17 protein-coding genes are annotated in these 18729 nt (G+C 60.1%); 10 read left to right on the forward strand and 7 right to left on the reverse strand.

Features of this window, described 5'->3' with window-relative positions; genetic code table 11:
* Positions 1-21: 21 nt before the first annotated feature.
* The 3 genes from AC07V4_RS02760 to AC07V4_RS02770 form a co-directional block, all read right to left on the reverse strand.
* Positions 22-372: a hypothetical protein gene (locus AC07V4_RS02760; RefSeq protein WP_431749972.1), complete on the reverse strand. Its 351-nt coding sequence runs from the start codon at positions 370-372 to the stop codon at positions 22-24.
* A gap of 221 nt (positions 373-593) precedes the next feature.
* Positions 594-1784, reverse strand: coding sequence for a methionine adenosyltransferase (gene metK, locus AC07V4_RS02765; protein WP_431749973.1), 1191 nt, complete (start codon positions 1782-1784; stop codon positions 594-596).
* Positions 1785-1803: 19 nt separating this feature from the next.
* On the reverse strand, positions 1804-2799 hold the full coding sequence (locus AC07V4_RS02770; protein WP_492634926.1) for an ArsR/SmtB family transcription factor: 996 nt from the start codon (positions 2797-2799) through the stop codon (positions 1804-1806).
* Positions 2800-3058: 259 nt separating this feature from the next.
* Between AC07V4_RS02770 and tkt the strand changes: the two genes are divergently transcribed.
* The 6 genes from tkt to fba all read left to right on the forward strand — a co-directional run bounded on the left by tkt (position 3059) and on the right by fba (position 9413).
* Positions 3059-5056: a transketolase gene (gene tkt, locus AC07V4_RS02775; protein ID WP_492634925.1), complete on the forward strand. Its 1998-nt coding sequence runs from the start codon at positions 3059-3061 to the stop codon at positions 5054-5056.
* 138 nt (positions 5057-5194) lie between these two features.
* Positions 5195-6250, forward strand: coding sequence for an erythrose-4-phosphate dehydrogenase (epd, locus tag AC07V4_RS02780; RefSeq protein ID WP_431752008.1), 1056 nt, complete (start codon positions 5195-5197; stop codon positions 6248-6250).
* 17 nt (positions 6251-6267) lie between these two features.
* The gene (locus AC07V4_RS02785; protein ID WP_492634924.1) at positions 6268-7431 is read left to right on the forward strand and encodes a phosphoglycerate kinase; all 1164 of its coding nucleotides are present in this window, start codon (positions 6268-6270) and stop codon (positions 7429-7431) included.
* Positions 7432-7460: 29 nt separating this feature from the next.
* The gene (locus AC07V4_RS02790) at positions 7461-7688 is read left to right on the forward strand and encodes a hypothetical protein (protein ID WP_492634923.1); all 228 of its coding nucleotides are present in this window, start codon (positions 7461-7463) and stop codon (positions 7686-7688) included.
* 61 nt (positions 7689-7749) lie between these two features.
* The gene (locus tag AC07V4_RS02795; RefSeq protein WP_492634922.1) at positions 7750-8082 is read left to right on the forward strand and encodes an MliC family protein; all 333 of its coding nucleotides are present in this window, start codon (positions 7750-7752) and stop codon (positions 8080-8082) included.
* A 266-nt stretch (positions 8083-8348) separates the two neighbouring features.
* Complete coding sequence (gene fba / locus AC07V4_RS02800) at positions 8349-9413, forward strand: class II fructose-bisphosphate aldolase (protein WP_003177554.1); 1065 nt, start codon at positions 8349-8351, stop codon at positions 9411-9413.
* Between the two features lie 74 nt (positions 9414-9487).
* Here the strand turns inward: fba and AC07V4_RS02805 are convergent, their stop codons facing one another.
* Positions 9488-10153: a polysaccharide lyase family 7 protein gene (locus AC07V4_RS02805; protein ID WP_492634921.1), complete on the reverse strand. Its 666-nt coding sequence runs from the start codon at positions 10151-10153 to the stop codon at positions 9488-9490.
* Positions 10154-10464: 311 nt separating this feature from the next.
* Between AC07V4_RS02805 and AC07V4_RS02810 the strand changes: the two genes are divergently transcribed.
* From AC07V4_RS02810 to AC07V4_RS02820, 3 genes are read left to right on the forward strand one after another with little or no spacing between them, the layout of a single operon-like run.
* Positions 10465-12570, forward strand: coding sequence for a putative bifunctional diguanylate cyclase/phosphodiesterase (locus tag AC07V4_RS02810; protein ID WP_492634920.1), 2106 nt, complete (start codon positions 10465-10467; stop codon positions 12568-12570).
* A 42-nt stretch (positions 12571-12612) separates the two neighbouring features.
* Positions 12613-13113: a M48 metallopeptidase family protein gene (locus tag AC07V4_RS02815; protein WP_431750731.1), complete on the forward strand. Its 501-nt coding sequence runs from the start codon at positions 12613-12615 to the stop codon at positions 13111-13113.
* 18 nt (positions 13114-13131) lie between these two features.
* Positions 13132-13428, forward strand: coding sequence for a winged helix-turn-helix domain-containing protein (locus AC07V4_RS02820; RefSeq protein WP_431750730.1), 297 nt, complete (start codon positions 13132-13134; stop codon positions 13426-13428).
* Positions 13429-13536: 108 nt separating this feature from the next.
* On the opposite strand, the gene AC07V4_RS02825 is transcribed toward AC07V4_RS02820, so the two are convergent.
* Entirely contained in the window at positions 13537-13989 is a 453-nt protein-coding gene (locus tag AC07V4_RS02825; protein ID WP_431750729.1) for a GNAT family N-acetyltransferase, read from the reverse strand.
* 198 nt (positions 13990-14187) lie between these two features.
* Here AC07V4_RS02825 and AC07V4_RS02830 point away from each other — a divergent pair, with 198 nt between their 5' ends.
* Positions 14188-14925: a substrate-binding periplasmic protein gene (locus tag AC07V4_RS02830; RefSeq protein WP_492634919.1), complete on the forward strand. Its 738-nt coding sequence runs from the start codon at positions 14188-14190 to the stop codon at positions 14923-14925.
* Between the two features lie 94 nt (positions 14926-15019).
* Here the strand turns inward: AC07V4_RS02830 and yccS are convergent, their stop codons facing one another.
* Entirely contained in the window at positions 15020-17203 is a 2184-nt protein-coding gene (gene yccS / locus AC07V4_RS02835) for a YccS family putative transporter (protein WP_492634918.1), read from the reverse strand.
* Between the two features lie 216 nt (positions 17204-17419).
* Positions 17420-18598 (reverse strand): BaiN/RdsA family NAD(P)/FAD-dependent oxidoreductase, encoded by a 1179-nt coding sequence (locus tag AC07V4_RS02840; protein WP_492634917.1) that lies wholly within the window; start codon positions 18596-18598, stop codon positions 17420-17422.
* Positions 18599-18729 lie beyond the last annotated feature (131 nt).

The following is an 18729-nucleotide window of genomic DNA, read 5'->3' on the forward strand; positions in this document are numbered from 1 at the left end:
CTTTTTACCGGGTGTTTCTGCTTACTTGAACAGGCCGCCCAAGGCTTTCACTGCGTCGTTGTTCTGCGCCTTGGCCTGCTGCTTTTGCTGGCTGGCGTCGACTTTGGCTTGAGACTCGGCGATTTTGTTGCAGCCTTTGTTTACCTGTTCCAGCGCGGCTTCAAATGCCTTTACTTTCAGAACGTCGTTCTGAGCGTTGGCGGCATCGATCTTGGCTTGCAGGTCTTTGGCGTGTTGTTGGCAGTCGCCGGAATTGCCGCTACCCAGTTGGGAGCTCAGGGCTCCGCTCAGTGCGCTCAGGTCAGCGGCGTGAGCGGGCAGGGTGAACAGGCTGAGCAGCAGGGCGGCAGGGGCGAGCGTGGAAATGCGCATGAAAAACCTCAATGTTCGATTGCCTGCGCGCTTATCCGTCTCGGGCGGGCGCAGTGCAATATCCAGATTAAGGTGAAGGGCCCGAGAGGGCGCGGATTCTAGAGGGCCATCATTTGGCCTGCAAGGTTTGGATCCAAAAAATGTGATCGTCGTCCGCAAACCCCATGGCAATAAAAAGCCCCGCCGGGCTAACCCGGCGGGGCCTTGAGTACCTAGAGCGATTACAGACCGGCAGCGGTGCGCAGGTCGTTGGCGCGGTCGGTTTTTTCCCAGGTGAACGTGGTGAAGGTATCGTCGCCGACAGTCTTCTGCGCTGGGGTACGGCCGAAGTGGCCGTAGGCCGCGGTTTCCTGGTACATCGGGTGCAGCAGGTCGAGCATGGTGGTGATCGCGTAAGGACGCAGGTCGAAGATCTCACGCACCAGCTTGATGATCTTGTCGTCGCTGATCTTGCCGGTGCCGAAGGTGTTCAGCGAAATCGATGTAGGCTGGGCCACACCGATGGCGTAGGACACCTGAATCTCGCAGCGCTCAGCCAGGCCAGCCGCGACGATGTTCTTGGCCACGTAGCGACCGGCATAGGCAGCCGAGCGGTCAACCTTGGATGGGTCTTTACCGGAGAACGCGCCACCGCCGTGACGGGCCATGCCGCCGTAGCTGTCGACGATGATCTTGCGGCCGGTCAGGCCGCAGTCACCCACCGGGCCACCGATGATGAACTGGCCGGTCGGGTTGATGTGGAACTGAGTGTCCTTGGTCAGCAGTTCGGCCGGCAGCACGTGCTTGACGATCAGCTCCATCACGCCTTCACGCAGGTCGGTGTAGGACACGTCCGGGTTATGCTGGGTCGACAGCACAACGGCGTCGATGCCCACCACTTTGCCGCCTTCGTAACGGCAGGTCACCTGGGACTTGGCGTCCGGGCGCAGCCACGGCAGCAGGCCGGATTTACGGGCTTCGGCCTGGCGTTGCACCAACTGGTGCGAGAAGGTGATCGGTGCCGGCATCAGCACGTCGGTTTCGTTGCTGGCGTAGCCGAACATCAGGCCCTGGTCGCCAGCGCCCTGATCTTCAGGCTTGGCGCGGTCCACGCCCTGGTTGATGTCGGGGGACTGCTTGCCGATGATGTTCATCACGCCGCAGGTCGCGCCGTCGAAGCCGACGTCGGAACTGTTGTAGCCGATGTCGGTGATCACATCACGGACGATCTGTTCCAGGTCGACCCAGGCCGAAGTGGTCACTTCGCCAGCGATGATCGCTACACCGGTTTTCACCAGAGTCTCGCACGCCACGCGGGCGAACTTGTCTTGAGCAATGATGGCGTCCAGCACCGCATCAGAAATCTGGTCGGCGATTTTGTCCGGATGCCCTTCAGACACGGACTCGGAGGTGAAAAGGGAGTATTCGCTCATCTCGATGTTTTCCTGATATTTACCGATGGTGAGTGTCGCCAGCCGGTCGCTGAAAATGGCGGACCTGGATCTGGAAACCATTACGTAAACCTACATAGAGGCTTTCCCCGGGAACGAGTCCCGCAGCGGTGGCCCAACGGGCCAGATCGTCCTGTTCAAAACCCAACCAAAGATCACCGCAGGCCTCCTTGGCCCAATTCTGGTTGTGGCTGCATAAATCCGTAACCAGCAGGCTACCGCCGGGGTGCAGCAACCCGGCCATTTGCTTGAGGGCGTCGGCGGGGGCGGCGAAATGGTGCAAGACCATGTTCAGCACCACGCAATCGGCCCGCAGGCTGGTGTGATTCAGGGCGTCGGCCAACTGCAGGCTGACATTCTCCAGTGCTTCTCGCTCGCACAGTTGGCGTGCCAGTTCCAGCATGGCCGGACTGTTATCCAATGCCGTGACCTGCTCGAAGCGGCGCGCCAGTTCCGGCAAGAAACCGCCATCCCCAGGGCCGACTTCCAATGCGGTTGCTTCTTCACTGAAGCTCAGCTTGTCCAACAACGCCAGTACGCTTTCGCGGTACTGGGGCAAGCCAGCGATCAAGTCCTGCTGGGCGCGAAACTTCTCTGCGACCCGTGAGAAGAAGTCCTGGCTGGCGGCGGCGCGCTGCCCATGCACCTGAGCGATACGCGACTGCACATCTGTCGGCAGCCCAAGGCTGTCCACTTCGTCCAGCAACGCAGCATGCAGTTTGCCGCCGAGCAGCTCGGTGTGGGGTAGGGCGCGGCGATAGAAGATCGCATTGCCTTCACGGCGGGTGGCCACCAGGTCGGCCTGGGCCAGCACCTTTAAATGGTGGCTCATGCCCGATTGGCCAATGGCGAAAATCTGCGCCAGTTCCAGTACGCCGAAGGAGTCGTTGGCCAGTGCGCGCAATACGTTCAGGCGCAACGGATCACCAGCGGCCTTGCACAAGGCTGCCAGCTCATCGCCGTCGTCGGGACGCAGGGAGGGCACGGGTAGGTTCATAAGGCCAGCAGTCTAGTGATGGGGGGGAATCCCCGCAAGGTCAATATCAAAAAGTTTTGATATTGATCGATAAGTGGCGGTTATAAGCAACCGCTATAGCCTTTAGACGAACCGTTGAAAGGTTTCTGCAGGCGAATGCCGCCCAAAGCACAGGAAAAACACCCTCAAGTGACTATCTGTCATTGCCCGCAAGCGGTGGCTGAGGGAAAATGCCGGTCCTTTTTTCCGTTTCTTTTCAGCAAACCCCAGGAGATCAGCGATGCCCAGCCGTCGTGAGCGTGCCAACGCCATTCGTGCCCTCAGCATGGATGCCGTGCAAAAAGCCAACAGCGGCCATCCCGGTGCCCCAATGGGCATGGCGGATATCGCCGAGGTACTTTGGCGTGACTACCTGAAGCACAACCCGAGCAACCCGTCGTTCGCCGACCGTGACCGCTTCGTGCTGTCCAACGGCCACGGCTCGATGCTGATCTACTCGCTGCTGCACCTGACCGGCTATGACGTCACCATCGACGACCTGAAAAGCTTCCGCCAGCTGCACAGCCGTACCCCGGGCCACCCGGAATTCGGCTACACCCCAGGCGTCGAGACCACCACCGGTCCCCTGGGCCAAGGCCTGGCCAATGCTGTTGGCTTCGCGCTGGCTGAAAAAGTCCTGGGTGCGCAGTTCAACCGCCCTGGCCACGACATCGTCGACCACCACACCTATGTGTTCCTGGGTGATGGCTGCATGATGGAAGGCATTTCCCACGAAGTTGCTTCCCTGGCCGGCACCCTGGGCCTGGGCAAGCTGATCGCCTTCTACGATGACAACGGCATCTCCATCGACGGCGAAGTCGAAGGCTGGTTCACCGACGACACCCCTAAGCGTTTCGAAGCCTACAACTGGCAGGTCATCCGCAATGTCGATGGCCACGATCCGGAAGAGATCAAGACCGCCATCGACACCGCCCGCAAGAGCGAGCAGCCAACCCTGATCTGCTGCAAGACCACCATCGGTTTCGGCTCGCCGAACAAGCAAGGCAAAGAAGACTGCCACGGCGCCCCACTGGGTGACGCGGAAATCGCCCTGACCCGTGAAGCCCTGAAGTGGAACCACGGTCCGTTCGAAATCCCGGCCGACATCTATGCCGAATGGGATGCCAAGGAAAAAGGCCGGGCGACCGAGTCCGAGTGGGACCAGCGTTTTGCTGCCTACTCCGCTGAATTCCCGGCGCTTGCCAACGAGCTGGTACGCCGCCTGGCCGGTGACCTGCCTGCCGACTTCTCGGAAAAAGCCTCGGCCTACATCGCTGAAGTCGCGGCCAAGGGCGAGACCATCGCCAGCCGTAAAGCCAGCCAGAACACCCTGAACGCCTTCGGCCCACTGCTGCCTGAGATCCTCGGCGGTTCGGCTGACCTGGCCGGCTCCAACCTGACCCTGTGGAAAGGCTGCAAAGGCGTGTCGGCTGAAGACGCCAGCGGCAACTACATGTACTACGGCGTACGTGAGTTCGGCATGAGCGCCATCATGAACGGCGTGTCCCTGCACGGCGGCCTGGTGCCTTACGGCGCGACATTCCTGATGTTCATGGAATACGCCCGCAACGCCGTACGTATGGCCGCGCTGATGAAGAAGCGCGTGATCCATGTGTACACCCACGACTCCATCGGCCTGGGCGAAGACGGCCCGACGCACCAGCCGGTCGAGCAATTGACCAGCCTGCGTACCACGCCGAACCTGGACACCTGGCGCCCAGCCGACGCGGTGGAATCCGCGGTGGCCTGGAAACACGCCATCGAGCGCAAGGACGGCCCTTCGGCGCTGATCTTCTCGCGTCAGAACCTGCAACACCAGGTACGTACCGACGCGCAGATCGCCGACATCAGCCGTGGCGGCTATGTGCTCAAGGACTGCATCGGCGAGCCGGAGCTGATCCTGATCTCCACCGGTTCCGAAGTGGGCCTGACCGTTCAAGCCTACGACAAGCTGACCGCACAAGGCCGTAACGTGCGTGTGGTTTCCATGCCATGCACCAGCGTGTTCGAAGCCCAGGACGCCGGCTACAAGCAATCGGTACTGCCGCTGCAGGTCAGTGCGCGTATCGCCATCGAAGCGGCTCACGCCGACTACTGGTACAAGTACGTGGGCCTGGAAGGCCGCGTGATCGGCATGACCACCTACGGTGAGTCGGCGCCGGCGCCAGCGTTGTTCGAAGAGTTCGGTTTCACCCTGGAAAACATCCTGGGTCAGGCTGAAGAGCTGCTGGAAGACTAAGTCAGTCTGCGTTGTCTGTACTGGCGCTATCGCGGGCAAGCCCGCTCCCACATATGGATTGCGGTCTAATGTGGGAGCGGGCTTGCCCGCGATAGCGTCAGAACATTCAACACCGAACTAACATTGATCGAGAACCCCATGCCTCAACCGCGTCCCTACAAAGTTGCACTCAACGGCTACGGCCGCATTGGTCGTTGCGTCTTGCGTGCTCTGTTCGAGCGAGGGGCGGCGGCCGGGTTTGAAATTGTCGCGATCAACGACCTGGCCGACATGGCCAGCATCGAATACCTGACACGCTTTGACTCCACCCACGGCCGCTTCCCCGGTGAAGTGCGGGTCGACGGCGATTGTCTGCATATCAATGGCAACTGCGTGAAAGTGCTGCGCAGTGCCACTCCCGAGGGCATCGACTGGGCGGCGCTGGACGTCGATCTGGTGTTGGAATGCTCCGGTGTTTATCACACCCGTGCCGATGGCCAGCGTTTTCTCGACGCAGGTGCACCCCGTGTGCTGTTTTCCCAGCCGATGGCCAGCGACGCGGACGTCGACGCCACCATCGTCTATGGCATCAACCAGGATTGCCTGACGGGCGATGAACTGTTGGTGTCCAATGCTTCCTGTACCACCAACTGCAGCGTGCCGTTGTTGCGCCTGCTGGATCAGGCGATCGGCCTGGATTATGTGTCGATCACCACGATTCACTCGGCGATGAACGACCAGCCGGTGATCGACGCCTATCACCACGAAGACTTGCGCCGCACGCGTTCGGCGTTCCAGTCGGTGATTCCGGTGTCCACCGGTTTGGCCCGTGGTATCGAACGCCTTTTGCCGGAACTTGCCGGGCGAATCCAGGCCAAAGCCGTACGGGTGCCGACGGTGAACGTGTCTTGCCTGGATATCACCATGCAGACCGTCAGCGACACCGATGCGACGGAGGTCAATCGGATTCTGCGTGACGCCGCCACCAGCGGCCCGCTCAAGGGGCTATTGGCCTACACAGAGTTGCCCCACGCCAGTTGTGATTTCAACCATGACCCGCATTCGGCGATTGTCGATGCCAGCCAGACCCGCGTTTCCGGCCCAAGGCTGGTGAACATCCTGGCCTGGTTCGACAACGAATGGGGCTTTGCCAACCGCATGCTGGATGTTGCCGAACACTATCTGCACATCGCTTCTAAACAACCTCAACAGTAATTCAGGAACTGCGACCCATGACCGTGTTGAAGATGACCGACCTCGATCTGCAAGGTAAGCGCGTACTGATCCGCGAAGACCTCAACGTCCCAGTCAAGGACGGTGTTGTCACCAGCGATGCGCGAATCCTGGCCTCGCTGCCGACCATCAAGCTGGCCCTGGAAAAAGGCGCGGCCGTGATGGTCTGCTCCCACTTGGGTCGTCCGACCGAAGGTGAGTTCTCCGCCGAAAACAGCCTCAAGCCTGTAGCCGATTACCTCAGCAAAGCCCTGGGTCGTGACGTGCCGCTGGTGGCTGACTACCTGAACGGCGTCGACGTGAAAGCCGGCGATATCGTGCTGTTCGAAAACGTGCGCTTCAACAAAGGCGAGAAAAAGAACAGCGACGAACTGGCCCAGCAATACGCTGCACTGTGCGACGTGTTCGTCATGGACGCCTTCGGCACCGCGCACCGCGCTGAAGGTTCGACCCATGGCGTGGCCAAGTTCGCCAAGGTCGCGGCGGCTGGCCCGTTGCTGGCTGCTGAACTGGATGCACTGGGCAAGGCGTTGGGCGCTCCGGCCCAGCCAATGGCCGCCATCGTGGCCGGCTCCAAGGTGTCGACCAAGCTGGACGTGCTCAACAGCCTGAGCCAGATCTGCAATCAACTGATCGTCGGCGGCGGCATCGCCAACACGTTCCTGGCCGCTGCCGGTCATCCAGTGGGCAAGTCGCTGTATGAGCCGGACCTGCTCGACACCGCCCGCGCCATCGCGGCCAAGGTCAGCGTGCCGTTGCCGGTCGACGTAGTGGTTGCCAAGGAATTTGCCGAAAGCGCTGCTGCCGCCGTCAAGCTGATCGCTGACGTGGCCGCCGACGACATGATCCTGGATATCGGCCCGCAAACCGCGGCCAACTTCGCCGAACTGCTGAAAGCGTCCCAGACCATTCTGTGGAACGGCCCGGTCGGCGTGTTTGAGTTCGACCAGTTCGGCAACGGCACCAAAGTGTTGGCCAAGGCGATTGCCGAGAGCGCGGCGTTCTCCATCGCCGGTGGCGGCGACACCCTGGCGGCCATCGATAAATATGGCGTTGCTGATCAGATCTCCTACATTTCTACTGGTGGTGGCGCGTTCCTCGAATTCGTCGAGGGTAAAGTGCTGCCGGCCGTTGAAGTGCTGGAAACCCGAGCCAAAGGTTAAAGCGCGTGATCCGGAAAAGGAGCCTTCCCATGATCAAGTCGTTGGCATTGGTGATCGCTGCGGGCCTGTTGGCCGGCTGCGGCAGCACCTCCCGTGTGTCGCCCGAGGCGGATAGAGCCGATGCGCCGCATAAACACAGCTGCTACCAGGCAGACTGGCAAGCCGAAACCATGCCGGTGATCAACAAGCGCATCGGCAATGAGCGGCTGGAGAAATACGACGCCGCGCCCAACGGTCAGGAACAGGGTTGCCCTTGATGGGTCTGATCAACTAACCGACAGCAGTGGCGGCCCTTGGGTCGCCGTTCGAGGATTGGCAATGAAAGGCGTATTCGCCCTGACGGCACTGGCCCTGTTGGCTGGTTGCAGTAGCATGAACATGTTCAACAAGGCTGAGCCTGCCGACAAGTGGACCACCTGGACCTGCGACAGCAAGGCCGAGGTCAACTGGCGCTTTGCCAATACGGCCCGCAGCGCAGTGGATGTACGCCTCGGCGGTTCCGACCAGGTTTACCGCCTCAAGCAAGAAGTTGCCGCCTCGGGCGTGCTGTACAGCGACGGGCAGTTGGCGTTTCACACAAAAGGTGAGGAAGGCCTGGTTTACTGGGTCGCCACCGATGATTTGATTGGGCGAGGCTGTAAAGCCCAATAGTGAGATCGCTGAAGATCAAATGTGGGAGCGGGCTTGCCCGCGAAAGCGGTGGGTCAGTTGGCGAATTCGGTGACGGGTGTACTGCCATCGCAGGCAAGCCAGCTCCCACATGGATTCGGTTCCACACTGGAATTTGAGTCGAGCTCAGCAGCAATAACGATTCAGCAGGCCAGATGCACTAACCCTGGCCTGCAATAACTTGAATAGCAGCCGCCGCTACGGCAGGCTTGCACGATTAACGACCCTCGATCGGGAGAGACAACACAATGGCACTTATCAGCATGCGTCAAATGCTGGACCACGCAGCCGAGTTCGGCTACGGCGTCCCAGCCTTTAACGTCAACAACCTTGAGCAGATGCGCGCCATCATGGAAGCCGCTGACAAGACTGACTCCCCGGTGATCGTCCAGGCTTCGGCCGGTGCCCGCAAATACGCTGGTGCGCCGTTCCTGCGTCACCTGATCCTCGCCGCGATCGAAGAATTCCCGCACATCCCGGTGTGCATGCACCAGGACCACGGCACCAGCCCGGACGTGTGCCAGCGTTCCATCCAACTGGGCTTCAGCTCGGTGATGATGGACGGCTCCCTCGGCGAAGACGGCAAGACCCCGACCGACTACGAGTACAACGTACGCGTCACCCAACAAACCGTCGCCATGGCTCACGCCTGTGGTGTTTCGGTTGAAGGCGAGCTGGGTTGCCTGGGTTCCCTGGAAACCGGCATGGCCGGCGAAGAAGACGGCATCGGTGCCGAAGGCGTGCTGGATCACAGCCAGATGCTGACCGACCCGGAAGAAGCCGCCGACTTCGTGAAAAAGACCCAGGTCGACGCCCTGGCAATCGCCATCGGCACCAGCCACGGCGCCTACAAGTTCACCAAGCCGCCTACCGGCGACGTGCTGGCTATCGACCGCATCAAGGAAATCCACAAACGCATCCCCAACACCCACCTGGTGATGCACGGTTCTTCCTCGGTCCCGCAAGAGTGGCTGGCGATCATCAACCAGTACGGCGGCGACATCAAAGAAACCTACGGCGTACCGGTTGAAGAAATCGTCGAAGGCATCAAGTACGGCGTGCGCAAGGTCAACATCGACACCGACCTGCGTCTGGCGTCCACCGGCGCGATGCGTCGCCTGATGGCTACCAACCCAAGCGAGTTCGACCCACGTAAGTTCTTCGGCGCGACTGTGACTGCGATGCGTGATGTGTGTATCGCACGTTATGAAGCGTTTGGTACTGCGGGTAATGCTTCGAAGATCAAGCCGATCTCCCTGGAAGCGATGTACCAGCGTTACCTGAAAGGTGAGTTGAACGCTAAGGTGAATTGAGCCTCAGGCGTTTGCAAAGAAGCCCGCAGTGATGCGGGCTTTTTTTCGACTGGAAGTCGACGCAAGCAAGCGGTTTATTCGTGATCAATATCCAACTTGGCAAACGTCACCCGCGCCCCTTCCTTGCTATCCCCACTGTTGTCCTGCACATACACCCCCGCCTTGAAGTACAACGGCTTCGCGCCCCACGCCGCGCCAATGCGTTCGTTCCACTCACCATCAGCGGCGTACACGTTGAGTAGCCCGGCCTTATTGAGATTGATCACGTAGGTAAAGCTCTTCTCCAGCGGTACATTCGACGCGATGGTCACCACGCGGCCTTCACCGTCATCCGGGCGCATGCGCACCTTGGCGACGATGTTGCCGGTCTGGGTTTTTTCCTTGAATTGGTATTCGAGTTTGATCAATGGCTTCTGGCTGTCATAGGCGTGGATCTGCCCGATCACGACTTTCCCGGATGACGGCACTTGGTTAACCGCCAAGGTTGCACGTAGGAAGTTGTTCGCCTCCGGGTAGGTCCAGTTACGCAGCCTCCCGTCGGCGTAGGTTTCACGCAGTTCACTGCGCGGGTAGATGGCGTTTTCGGTGCGGGTGCCAGTCACCGGTGTCCAGAATTGCACGTTGCTGCCTTCGGCCTGGAAGTACTGGTCTTTGAAGCCGCTCATCAGCTTTGGCGTGTCGATGGTCGCAGGCGGGGAGCCGACAGGAATGCTCAGGTTCCAGGTGGAAAGGTCGATCATGGTGTTGGCCTTATTGCGAGGGTTGAAGGCTTTAGCCCGAGGGCTGCACGGGTTCTTTATAGGTGGGTTCAAGCCGATTGTTAAACAATTGCTGGCAATTTATTGGCGTCAACAGAATGCCAAAAAGCCATGTTCCCCATGCCGCGTGGCCTGTAGCGCTTGACCGTTAGTCGGCTTCCTGGCCGTTGGCGCAATGATGGCATCCGTGTCACTTCTGCTTTTTTAGAACGAGGTCTAGAGTGAGCCCTCAGTGTTTGTCCGGTCTTAGTAGCAGAAGTGACCGGTGCAGCCCCTCAAGGAAGAGACGTAGCATGGATTGCGCTCCACACCCCGGCGATGGCAGTTCGGTTCTCTTGGTGGTCGATGACTACCCGGAAAACCTCATCAGCATGCGTGCATTGTTGCAGCGGGAGGACTGGCGAGTGATCACCGCCGCTTCCGGCCTGGAAGCCCTGGAATTACTGCTGGCCCACGAAGTTGATCTGGTACTGCTGGACGTGCGCATGCCCGGCATGGATGGCTTTGAAGTGGCGCGCTTGATGCGTGGTAGCCAGCGTACGCGCATGACGCCAATCATCTTTCTTACGGCCAATGCCCAGTCACCCGCCGCAGTGCTCGAAGGCTATGCCAGTGGCGCCGTCGATTACCTGTTCAAGCCGTTTGACCCGAATATCCTCAAGCCCAAGGTCCAGGCCCTGCTGGAGCACCAGCGCAATCGTCGCGCCTTGCAGCGCCTGAGCCATGACTTGGAGTCCGCCCGCGCCTTCAATGCCTCGGTGCTGGATAACGCCGCCGAAGGCATTCTGGTGGTGGGCGAGGGCAGTGTGATTCAGTACGCCAATCCGGCGATTTCACGCCTGTTGAACGCCACGATGGTTGAGTTGCAGGGGGAAAGTTTTTTGAGTTTCCTGCAAAAGCCTCACGTGCCTGCCTGGTTAGGTTTTCCGATGTACGAGGCCTATCGCAAAGGCGAAACCTGGCGCCTGCACGACGCGATCTTGCGCACCAGCCGCGGTCAGCAAGTGCCGGTGGCTTTGTCTTGCGCACCGCTGCCCGCCGAGCAGAAAGCCATGGTGGTGACAGTGCTGGACATGTCCGAGGTGCGCCATCTGCACCAGCAACTGGAGTTCCAGGCAGTCACCGATCCGTTGACCGGATTGTTGAACCGGCGCGGCTTTCATCAGGCGGTGGAAAGTACCTTGCTGCGCAGCGAGCGTAACGAGCTTTCGCTGGTGCTGCTGTACCTGGATCTCGATGGGTTCAAGCGAGTCAACGATACGTTGGGCCACGACGCCGGCGACCGTGTGTTGCGCTGGGTCTCTGAACAGATGCAGGCGTGCCTGCGTTCCTACGACATTCTTGGGCGCATGGGTGGGGATGAGTTCACCGCGTTATTGGAGCTGGAATTCCCGGAGCAGGCGGCGAAAATTTCGGAAAAACTGATCGAACGGGTATCTGTGTGCCAACAGGTCGACGGTTTGGATGTGATGCTCGGGGTCAGCATTGGTATTGCGACCTACCCGGACTGCGGCTCGGACCTGAACGGTCTGTTGCGAGCGGCGGATATCGCCATGTACGAAGCCAAGCGTGCGGGGCGTCAGCAGTATCGTTATTACGATCAGGACATGAACGGCCGCGCCCGCTCGCGGCTGATGCTCGAAGACAGTGTGCGCACCGCCATCCAGAACAAGGATTTCACCTTGGTGTACCAGCCGCAGGTGTCAATGGAGGACGGACGTTTGCGTGGCGTTGAGGCATTGTTGCGCTGGCAGCACCCGAGTGTCGGCGACGTACCTCCAGGGCTGTTTCTGCCGTTGCTGGAGGAGGCTCGCCTGATCAGCCAACTGAGTGCTTGGATCTATCAACAGGTCGTGGCTCAGCGCCAAGCCTGGCAAGCCACTTTCGACCAGGAGCTGGTGATGAGCGTGAGCCTGAGCAGCAGCCAGTTCAACATGCCTAACCTGGCGAACCAGTTGCAGCAGATCCTTGAGAAGCATGAGTTGCAGGGGCGACAGTTGGAGGTGGAAATCAGCGAAGACTGCCTGATGAGCAACCTTGAGGACTCCACCAAACAGCTCAAGTTGTTACGCCAGATTGGCGTGCGCATTGCCTTGGATGACTTCGGCTCGGGCCGCTGTTCCCTGGCCCATCTGCGTGATCTGGAGTTCGACACGCTCAAGCTGGACCCGCAGCTGGTGGCTCGCCTGCCGGGCTCGACGCGGGATGCGGCGATGGCGTGCAGCATCATCCAGCTGTGTGGGCATTTTGATGTGTTGGTCATCGCCGAGGGTGTTCAGACACCGGAGCAAGCCCGGTGGCTCAAGGCCAATGGTTGCCTGTTTATCCAGGGGCCGTTGGCGGCGCACCCCTTGATGGCGGAGGAAGTTGCTGCCTGGTCCCACCCTCGTCTGCTTTGAATTCGCTACACTGGCGACCTTTCGAACCCTGTTGCAGACCCCATGACCGCGTTGAAATACCTCCAGGCCTATCCCGCCGCGCTCCAGGAGCAGGTGCGCCAACTGATCGCCAAGGACCAGTTGGGCGCCTACCTGGAGCAGCGTTATCCCGAGCGCCACGCGGTGCAGAGCGATAAGGCGTTGTACGCCTATGCGTTGGCGTTGAAGCAGGAGCACCTGCGCAACGCGCCAGCCATCGACAAAGTGCTGTTCGATAACCGCCTGGACCTGACCCATCGCGCGCTGGGTTTGCACACCACGATCTCACGGGTGCAGGGCGGCAACCTCAAGGCCAAGAAAGAGATCCGTATTGCCGCGCTGTTCAAGGAAGCCGCGCCGGAGTTTTTGCGCATGATCGTGGTGCACGAGCTGGCGCACTTCAAGGAATCGGACCACAACAAGGCGTTCTACAAACTCTGCGACTACATGATGCCGGGCTACCATCAGGTGGAATTCGACCTGCGGGTGTACCTCACCTGGCGCGATTTGCAAGGCAAACCCTGACTGCACAAGGCACCGACCATGGACGTGAGCAAGACCAAAAGCAGCTTCTATCGCCGTCTGTACGTGGCGTATCTGATTGATAGCCAACTGGCCAGCAGTGTCCCGGCGCTGACCGACGTCACCGGCATGCCTCGGCGCACGGCCCAGGACACGATTGCGGCGTTGGCGGACCTGGATATCGTGTGTGAGTTCGAACAGGAAGACGGTGCTCGCAACCATGCCGGGCACTATCGGATACGCAGCTGGGGGGCGATTGATAAGGCTTGGATTGAGGCAAACCTGGCTTCGGTGAAGCAGGTGTTGGGCTATCCCTGAAGCTCGGCGGTGACCATACTGGCGCCATCGCAGGCAAGCCAGCTCCCACCTTTTTGATGTGTGAACACAGTCCAAATGTGGGAGGGGGGCTTGCCTGCGATGAGGCCCTCAGTCGCGCCGCATACCGATATGGGGAATATCGTCTTCCAGGTATTCCTCACCCGCGACCACAAACCCATACCGCCCGTAATACCCCTGTAAATGCGCCTGGGCTGACAGGAAGATCGGCATTTGCGGCCAGATATCGTCAATCTGTTTGAGCGTCTCTTCCATCATCTGGTGTCCCAGGCCAGTGCCGCGTGCCGAGGGGGCCACGATGACTCGGCCGATCACCACGTCGCCGCCCTGGGACTCCGGGTCCAGCAGGCGCAGGTAGGCCACCAGTTCATCATTTTTCCAGGCCATCAGGTGGTGGGTATCGCCCGACAGGTCCTGCCCGTCGATGTCCTGATAAACGCATTTTTGCTCTACCACAAACACCTCGCTGCGCAGGCGCAGGATGGCGTAGAGCTGTTCTTTGCCCAAATCGTCGTGATGCTTACAAACCCAATCAACCGTCATGATGTGTGCTCTTGGAAATGCCTGTACCGGATAGTAAGCGCGTCGGCGGCTGCTGTCTAAATCGTGCATTTTTGTGAATGGCGTCAATTTGCCATCATTCTCTGCGTTCGCCGCTGACTTCTTTGTGTAATCTGCAATGCAGGCTCATTGATGAGCTACTGTTATCAGGCCATCGCCTGCCCGCCAAGGACTATGAGCATGCCGCGATTTTCTCGTGCCGTTGCTTTGATCGCAGTGTTGTTGCTGGCCCAACCGGCGCTGGCGCAGCGTTTGCGTCTGGTTGCGGATGCCTGGCCACCGTTCACTGATTCGACCTTGATCAATGGCGGGCTGGCCACCGATATCGTCAGTACGGCGCTGGCCCGTGCCGGGTACGCCAGCGATTTCGAGCAAGTGCCCTGGGCTCGCGCACTGATGGGGGTCGGTGATGGGCGCTACGACGTGCTGATCAATGCCTGGTACGACGATGACCGCACGCACCTGGGGCAGTTTTCCGGGGAATACCTGCTCAACCGCGTGCGTTTCATCAAGCGTCGCGATGACCCCATCGACTATCAGAACCTGGAGCAGCTGCATGGCAAATCCATCGCTGTGGTGCGCGGGTATGCCTACTCGGCCGCCTTCGACCAGGATGCCCAGTTGCAGAAAGTACCGGTGCACAACTTCGCCATGGCCGTGCGCATGCTCGCGGCACAGCGGGTGAAGTTGACGCTGGAGGATGAGTTTGTCGCCCGCTACTACCTGGCGCGGGAGTCACCCCGGGTGCGCAATGCGGTGGAGTTTTTGCCCAAGCCGTTGAGTGAGAACAGCCTGCATATTCTCGTCAGCCTGAAGAACCCGGAACATGCGCAGATCGTGGCGAGCTTTGACCGGGAGATTGCCAAGATGAAGGCGGATGGCAGCTATGCAAGGTTGATGAAGGAGCATGGAATGTAGTGCTCTTGTGGGCCTCATCGGGGGCAAGCCCCCTCCCACGCTTGACTGTGTTCACACATCAAAATGTGGGAGGGGGCTTGCCCCCGATAGCGATCTAAGCCTCGCCGGTATCCTTGATCAGATGCGCCGCCAACGTGCGCAACGGGCCCAACTGCCGACAAATCAACGCCAACTGCGTCTGCACCAACCGCTGCCCTTCATCGATTTCATCCGGCATCTGCTCCAGCTCCGCCGCCAGCGCTTCCTCGGCATCACTCTGAATCGCAATCGGCTGCTTGTTCGCCAGCCCGGTGGCGATCTCATCGATGCTTGCCGCCAAGGTATTCCCGGCGCCGTCGATCAGATGCTCGCGCACCTCCGCTGGCAGTGGGGTTTCGCGGTGTGCGCCGAGCCCGGACAGATAGCTGAGCAGGGTGTGGGACAACACCAGGAAACGGAAGCCCACGTCCGCTTCCTTACGGAAGTGCCCCGGCTCCATCAGCATGTTCGCCAGGGTGGTGGAGAGCGCCGCGTCGGCGTTGTGCGCATTGCGTCGAGCCAGGCGGTAGGCGAGGTCGTCGCTCTTGCCGGCGGCGTATTGCTGCATGATCTGGCGTAGGTAGATGCTGTTGCAGGTCAGGGTGTTGGCCAGCACTTTGTTCAGGCGTCGGCCCTGCCAATCCGGCAGAAACAGGAACACCGCCAGGCCCGCAATCAAGCTGCCGAGCAAGGTATCGAACAGGCGTGGCAGGAACAGCCCGTAGCCATCTCCGACCTGATTGAAGCAGAACAGCACCATCAGGGTGATCGCCGCCGTGGCTAGGGTGTAGCGGGTGGTACGGTTGATAAAGAACACCAGGCCGGCGGCGATGGCGAACATCGATTGCACCAGCGGGCTGGGGAACAGGTCGAACAGCGCCCAGGCCACGGTGAGGCCGATGGCGGTGCCGATGATCCGCTGGCCAAGCTTGCGCCGCGTCGCGCCGTAGTTGGGTTGGCACACGAACAGGGTGGTGAGGATGATCCAGTAACCCTGGGATGGGTGGATCAAGTGCACCATCCAATAGCCGATACTCAACGCCAGCGGCAGGCGCAGGGCGTGGCGGAACAGCAAGGACGTCGGCGTCAGTTGGGTGCGCAAGCGTGTCCACATTTCCTTGAGGTTACGCGGTGAACGGTCAAGCAGGCTGCTGTCGGTGGCGTCGGCCAGGGCGTCGGGGTTGCTGGCGTCGCTGAGCAGGCGGTCGAGTGTGGACAGGTTGGCCGCCAAGGCGCGCAACGAACGCAGCAGGCCACGCCAGGCCGGGTTGCTCTGGATACGCAGGTGCTCCATGGACGCGTTCAAGTCGCCCAGGGCTTCGGCGAAGCTGTCGTCATAGATGAACGGCTGGCGCAGTTGGATCGACTCGGCCAGGGTCTGGCAGGCCTTGCCTTGCTGGCGCAACAGGCGTTGGCAGCGGAACAGCACATCACTGTGGAAGAAGGCTTCGGCCAAGGCGTTGTAGGGGTAGTGGGAAGAGCTGGCGCGTTCGTGGATGTCCTGGGCGAGGAAGTACAGCTTCAAGTAACGGCTGACTTTCGAGCCTGGCCGGCCATTGCCTACTCGGTGCAGGATGATTTCCTTCGCCGCATTCAGCGCCGCCACCACCCGGCCATTTTGCTGGGCCAGTTCCAGGCGGCGCGCTTCCACATCCAACTGGCGGATCGGTTCGAACAACGAGGACTTGAGCTTGAGGTAGCGCCCCAGCTCACGGAACAACCGCGCCAGGCTTTGTTGCACCGGCTGGTTGGAAAACAGCGCCTGCCATAGTACCGACAGTGCGCCATACCACGCGGCACCGGCCACCAGCAGCAGCGGTTCATGCCAGAAGTCAGTGACGGCGCCACCGCGCTGGTCCACGCCGATCATGGTGTACACCGACAGAATCAGCGTCGCCGAGGCAATCGCCCCATAGCGTTCACCCAGGGCGCCAAGCATGGTCAAGCCGAAACTGGCCAGGGCCAGGGCAATCGCGAAAATCCAGGGGTAGGGGAACAGCAGCTCCACCGACAGCGCGGCGATGCTAAAGCACACCAGCGTGACCGCCAGAGCATTGAGACGACCTTGCCAGCTGTCATCGGTCTCGGCCAGGGCGCTGGCGATAATCCCCAGGAACAGCGGGATCAGCAACGTCATTTCATCCTGATACCAGCACAGCGCCATGCTGCCGGTGAGGGCGATGAATACCCGTACGCTGTAGCTGAATTTATCCAGCGCCCACAGGCGCCGCATGGACTGCTTGAACGAGGTCGATGACATGAAGTCTGGAGCCTTCCGGGGCGATGCCGCTAAATTGAGCTATCAAGGACGCCACGGCAAGCGTGGCGATCACATCAATACTCAAAATACTTCCCTGACACACAACAAATCAAAATGTGGGAGCTGGCTTGCCTGCGATGGCGGTGGTGAATCCAACACCGCCATCGCAGGCAAGCCAGCTCCCACAGGGGATAGCATTTCAAGGTTTGAGTGGTGTCAGGCGTACTGCGCAGCCGCGTAACCCGAAGCCCAGGCCCACTGGAAGTTGAACCCGCCCAGATGACCGGTCACATCCAGCACTTCACCAATGAAGTACAAGCCCGGGCTTTTCAGCGACTCCATGGTCTTGGACGACACTTCCCGCGTGTCCACCCCGCCCAGCGTCACCTCGGCGGTGCGATAGCCTTCAGTGCCCGCTGGTACCAGTTGCCAGTTCGACAGTTTTTGCGCGATTTCGGCGATTTCGGCGTGGGTGTACTGCTTCATCGGCTTGGACACGAACCAAGTTTCCGCCAGCAGATTGGCCATCTTCTTGGTGAATATCTCACCCAGCAGGGTTTTCAGCTCACTGTTGGGGCGCTCGACCTGTTGCTGTTGCAGCCAGGTATGGGCGTCGTGGTCGGGCAACAGGTTGATCTCAACCGTGTCGCCGGATTCCCAGTACGAAGAAATCTGCAAAATCGCTGGCCCACTCAGGCCGCGGTGGGTGAACAGGATGTTCTCGCGAAAGCTCTGGTCGTTACAGCTGACCAGGCAATCCACTGAGGTGCCGGACAACTCGCCGCACAGTTCTTTAAGCTGGTCGGTGATGGTGAACGGCACCAGCCCTGCACGGGTTGGCAGCAGTTCATGGCCGAATTGCTTGGCCACCTGATAACCAAAACCTGTTGCGCCCAAGGTTGGAATCGACAGGCCACCGGTGGCGATCACCAGGGACTCGCAGCGCAGCTCACCCAGGGTGGTCTGCAGCTGATAGCCGTTGTCGAGCTTGGCGATTTCCTCGATGGACGTATCCAGGTGCAGGCTCACGCCGGTCTGGATGCATTCATCCAGCAGCATGCCGAGGATGTCGCTGGACTTGTTATCGCAAAACAGCTGGCCGAGCTTCTTCTCGTGGTACGGCACGCCATGCTTGGCCACCAGCCCGATAAAGTCCCACTGGGTATAACGGGCCAGGGCGGACTTGCAGAAGTGCGCGTTGTGCGAGAGAAAGTTGGCCGGCTCGGTGTACATATTGGTGAAGTTGCAGCGGCCACCGCCAGACATCAGGATCTTCTTGCCGGCCTTGTTCGCATGGTCGAGCAACATCACCTTGCGCCCACGCCCGGCGGCAGTCAGCGCACACATCAAGCCTGCCGCGCCGGCGCCAATGATCACAACTTCGGTCGAGCGCAAAACGGTGTCCTCATACAAATTCTGAATTGAAATACAGTCAAATGTGGGAGGGGGCTTGTGTGGGAGCCGGGCTTGCCCGCGATGCAGGCACCTCGGTATGTCAGGTACACCGAGGTGACGCTATCGCAGGC

The sequence above is a fragment of the Pseudomonas sp. GW821-FHT03A09 genome (assembly GCF_059421065.1).

Excerpts from the sequence above, each read along its gene's own strand:
- AC07V4_RS02805 (WP_492634921.1), bottom strand. The coding sequence starts at position 10,153 with ATGATCGACCTTTCCACCTGGAACCTGAGCATTCCTGTCGGCTCCCCG.
- AC07V4_RS02830 (WP_492634919.1), top strand. The coding sequence starts at position 14,188 with ATGCCGCGATTTTCTCGTGCCGTTGCTTTGATCGCAGTGTTGTTGCTG.
- AC07V4_RS02825 (WP_431750729.1), bottom strand. The coding sequence starts at position 13,989 with ATGACGGTTGATTGGGTTTGTAAGCATCACGACGATTTGGGCAAAGAA.
- fba (WP_003177554.1), top strand. The coding sequence starts at position 8,349 with ATGGCACTTATCAGCATGCGTCAAATGCTGGACCACGCAGCCGAGTTC.
- metK (WP_431749973.1), bottom strand. The coding sequence starts at position 1,784 with ATGAGCGAATACTCCCTTTTCACCTCCGAGTCCGTGTCTGAAGGGCAT.
- tkt (WP_492634925.1), top strand. The coding sequence starts at position 3,059 with ATGCCCAGCCGTCGTGAGCGTGCCAACGCCATTCGTGCCCTCAGCATG.
- AC07V4_RS02785 (WP_492634924.1), top strand. The coding sequence starts at position 6,268 with ATGACCGTGTTGAAGATGACCGACCTCGATCTGCAAGGTAAGCGCGTA.
- AC07V4_RS02810 (WP_492634920.1), top strand. The coding sequence starts at position 10,465 with ATGGATTGCGCTCCACACCCCGGCGATGGCAGTTCGGTTCTCTTGGTG.
- epd (WP_431752008.1), top strand. The coding sequence starts at position 5,195 with ATGCCTCAACCGCGTCCCTACAAAGTTGCACTCAACGGCTACGGCCGC.
- yccS (WP_492634918.1), bottom strand. The coding sequence starts at position 17,203 with ATGTCATCGACCTCGTTCAAGCAGTCCATGCGGCGCCTGTGGGCGCTG.
- AC07V4_RS02760 (WP_431749972.1), bottom strand. The coding sequence starts at position 372 with ATGCGCATTTCCACGCTCGCCCCTGCCGCCCTGCTGCTCAGCCTGTTC.
- AC07V4_RS02790 (WP_492634923.1), top strand. The coding sequence starts at position 7,461 with ATGATCAAGTCGTTGGCATTGGTGATCGCTGCGGGCCTGTTGGCCGGC.
- AC07V4_RS02770 (WP_492634926.1), bottom strand. The coding sequence starts at position 2,799 with ATGAACCTACCCGTGCCCTCCCTGCGTCCCGACGACGGCGATGAGCTG.
- AC07V4_RS02795 (WP_492634922.1), top strand. The coding sequence starts at position 7,750 with ATGAAAGGCGTATTCGCCCTGACGGCACTGGCCCTGTTGGCTGGTTGC.
- AC07V4_RS02820 (WP_431750730.1), top strand. The coding sequence starts at position 13,132 with ATGGACGTGAGCAAGACCAAAAGCAGCTTCTATCGCCGTCTGTACGTG.
- AC07V4_RS02815 (WP_431750731.1), top strand. The coding sequence starts at position 12,613 with ATGACCGCGTTGAAATACCTCCAGGCCTATCCCGCCGCGCTCCAGGAG.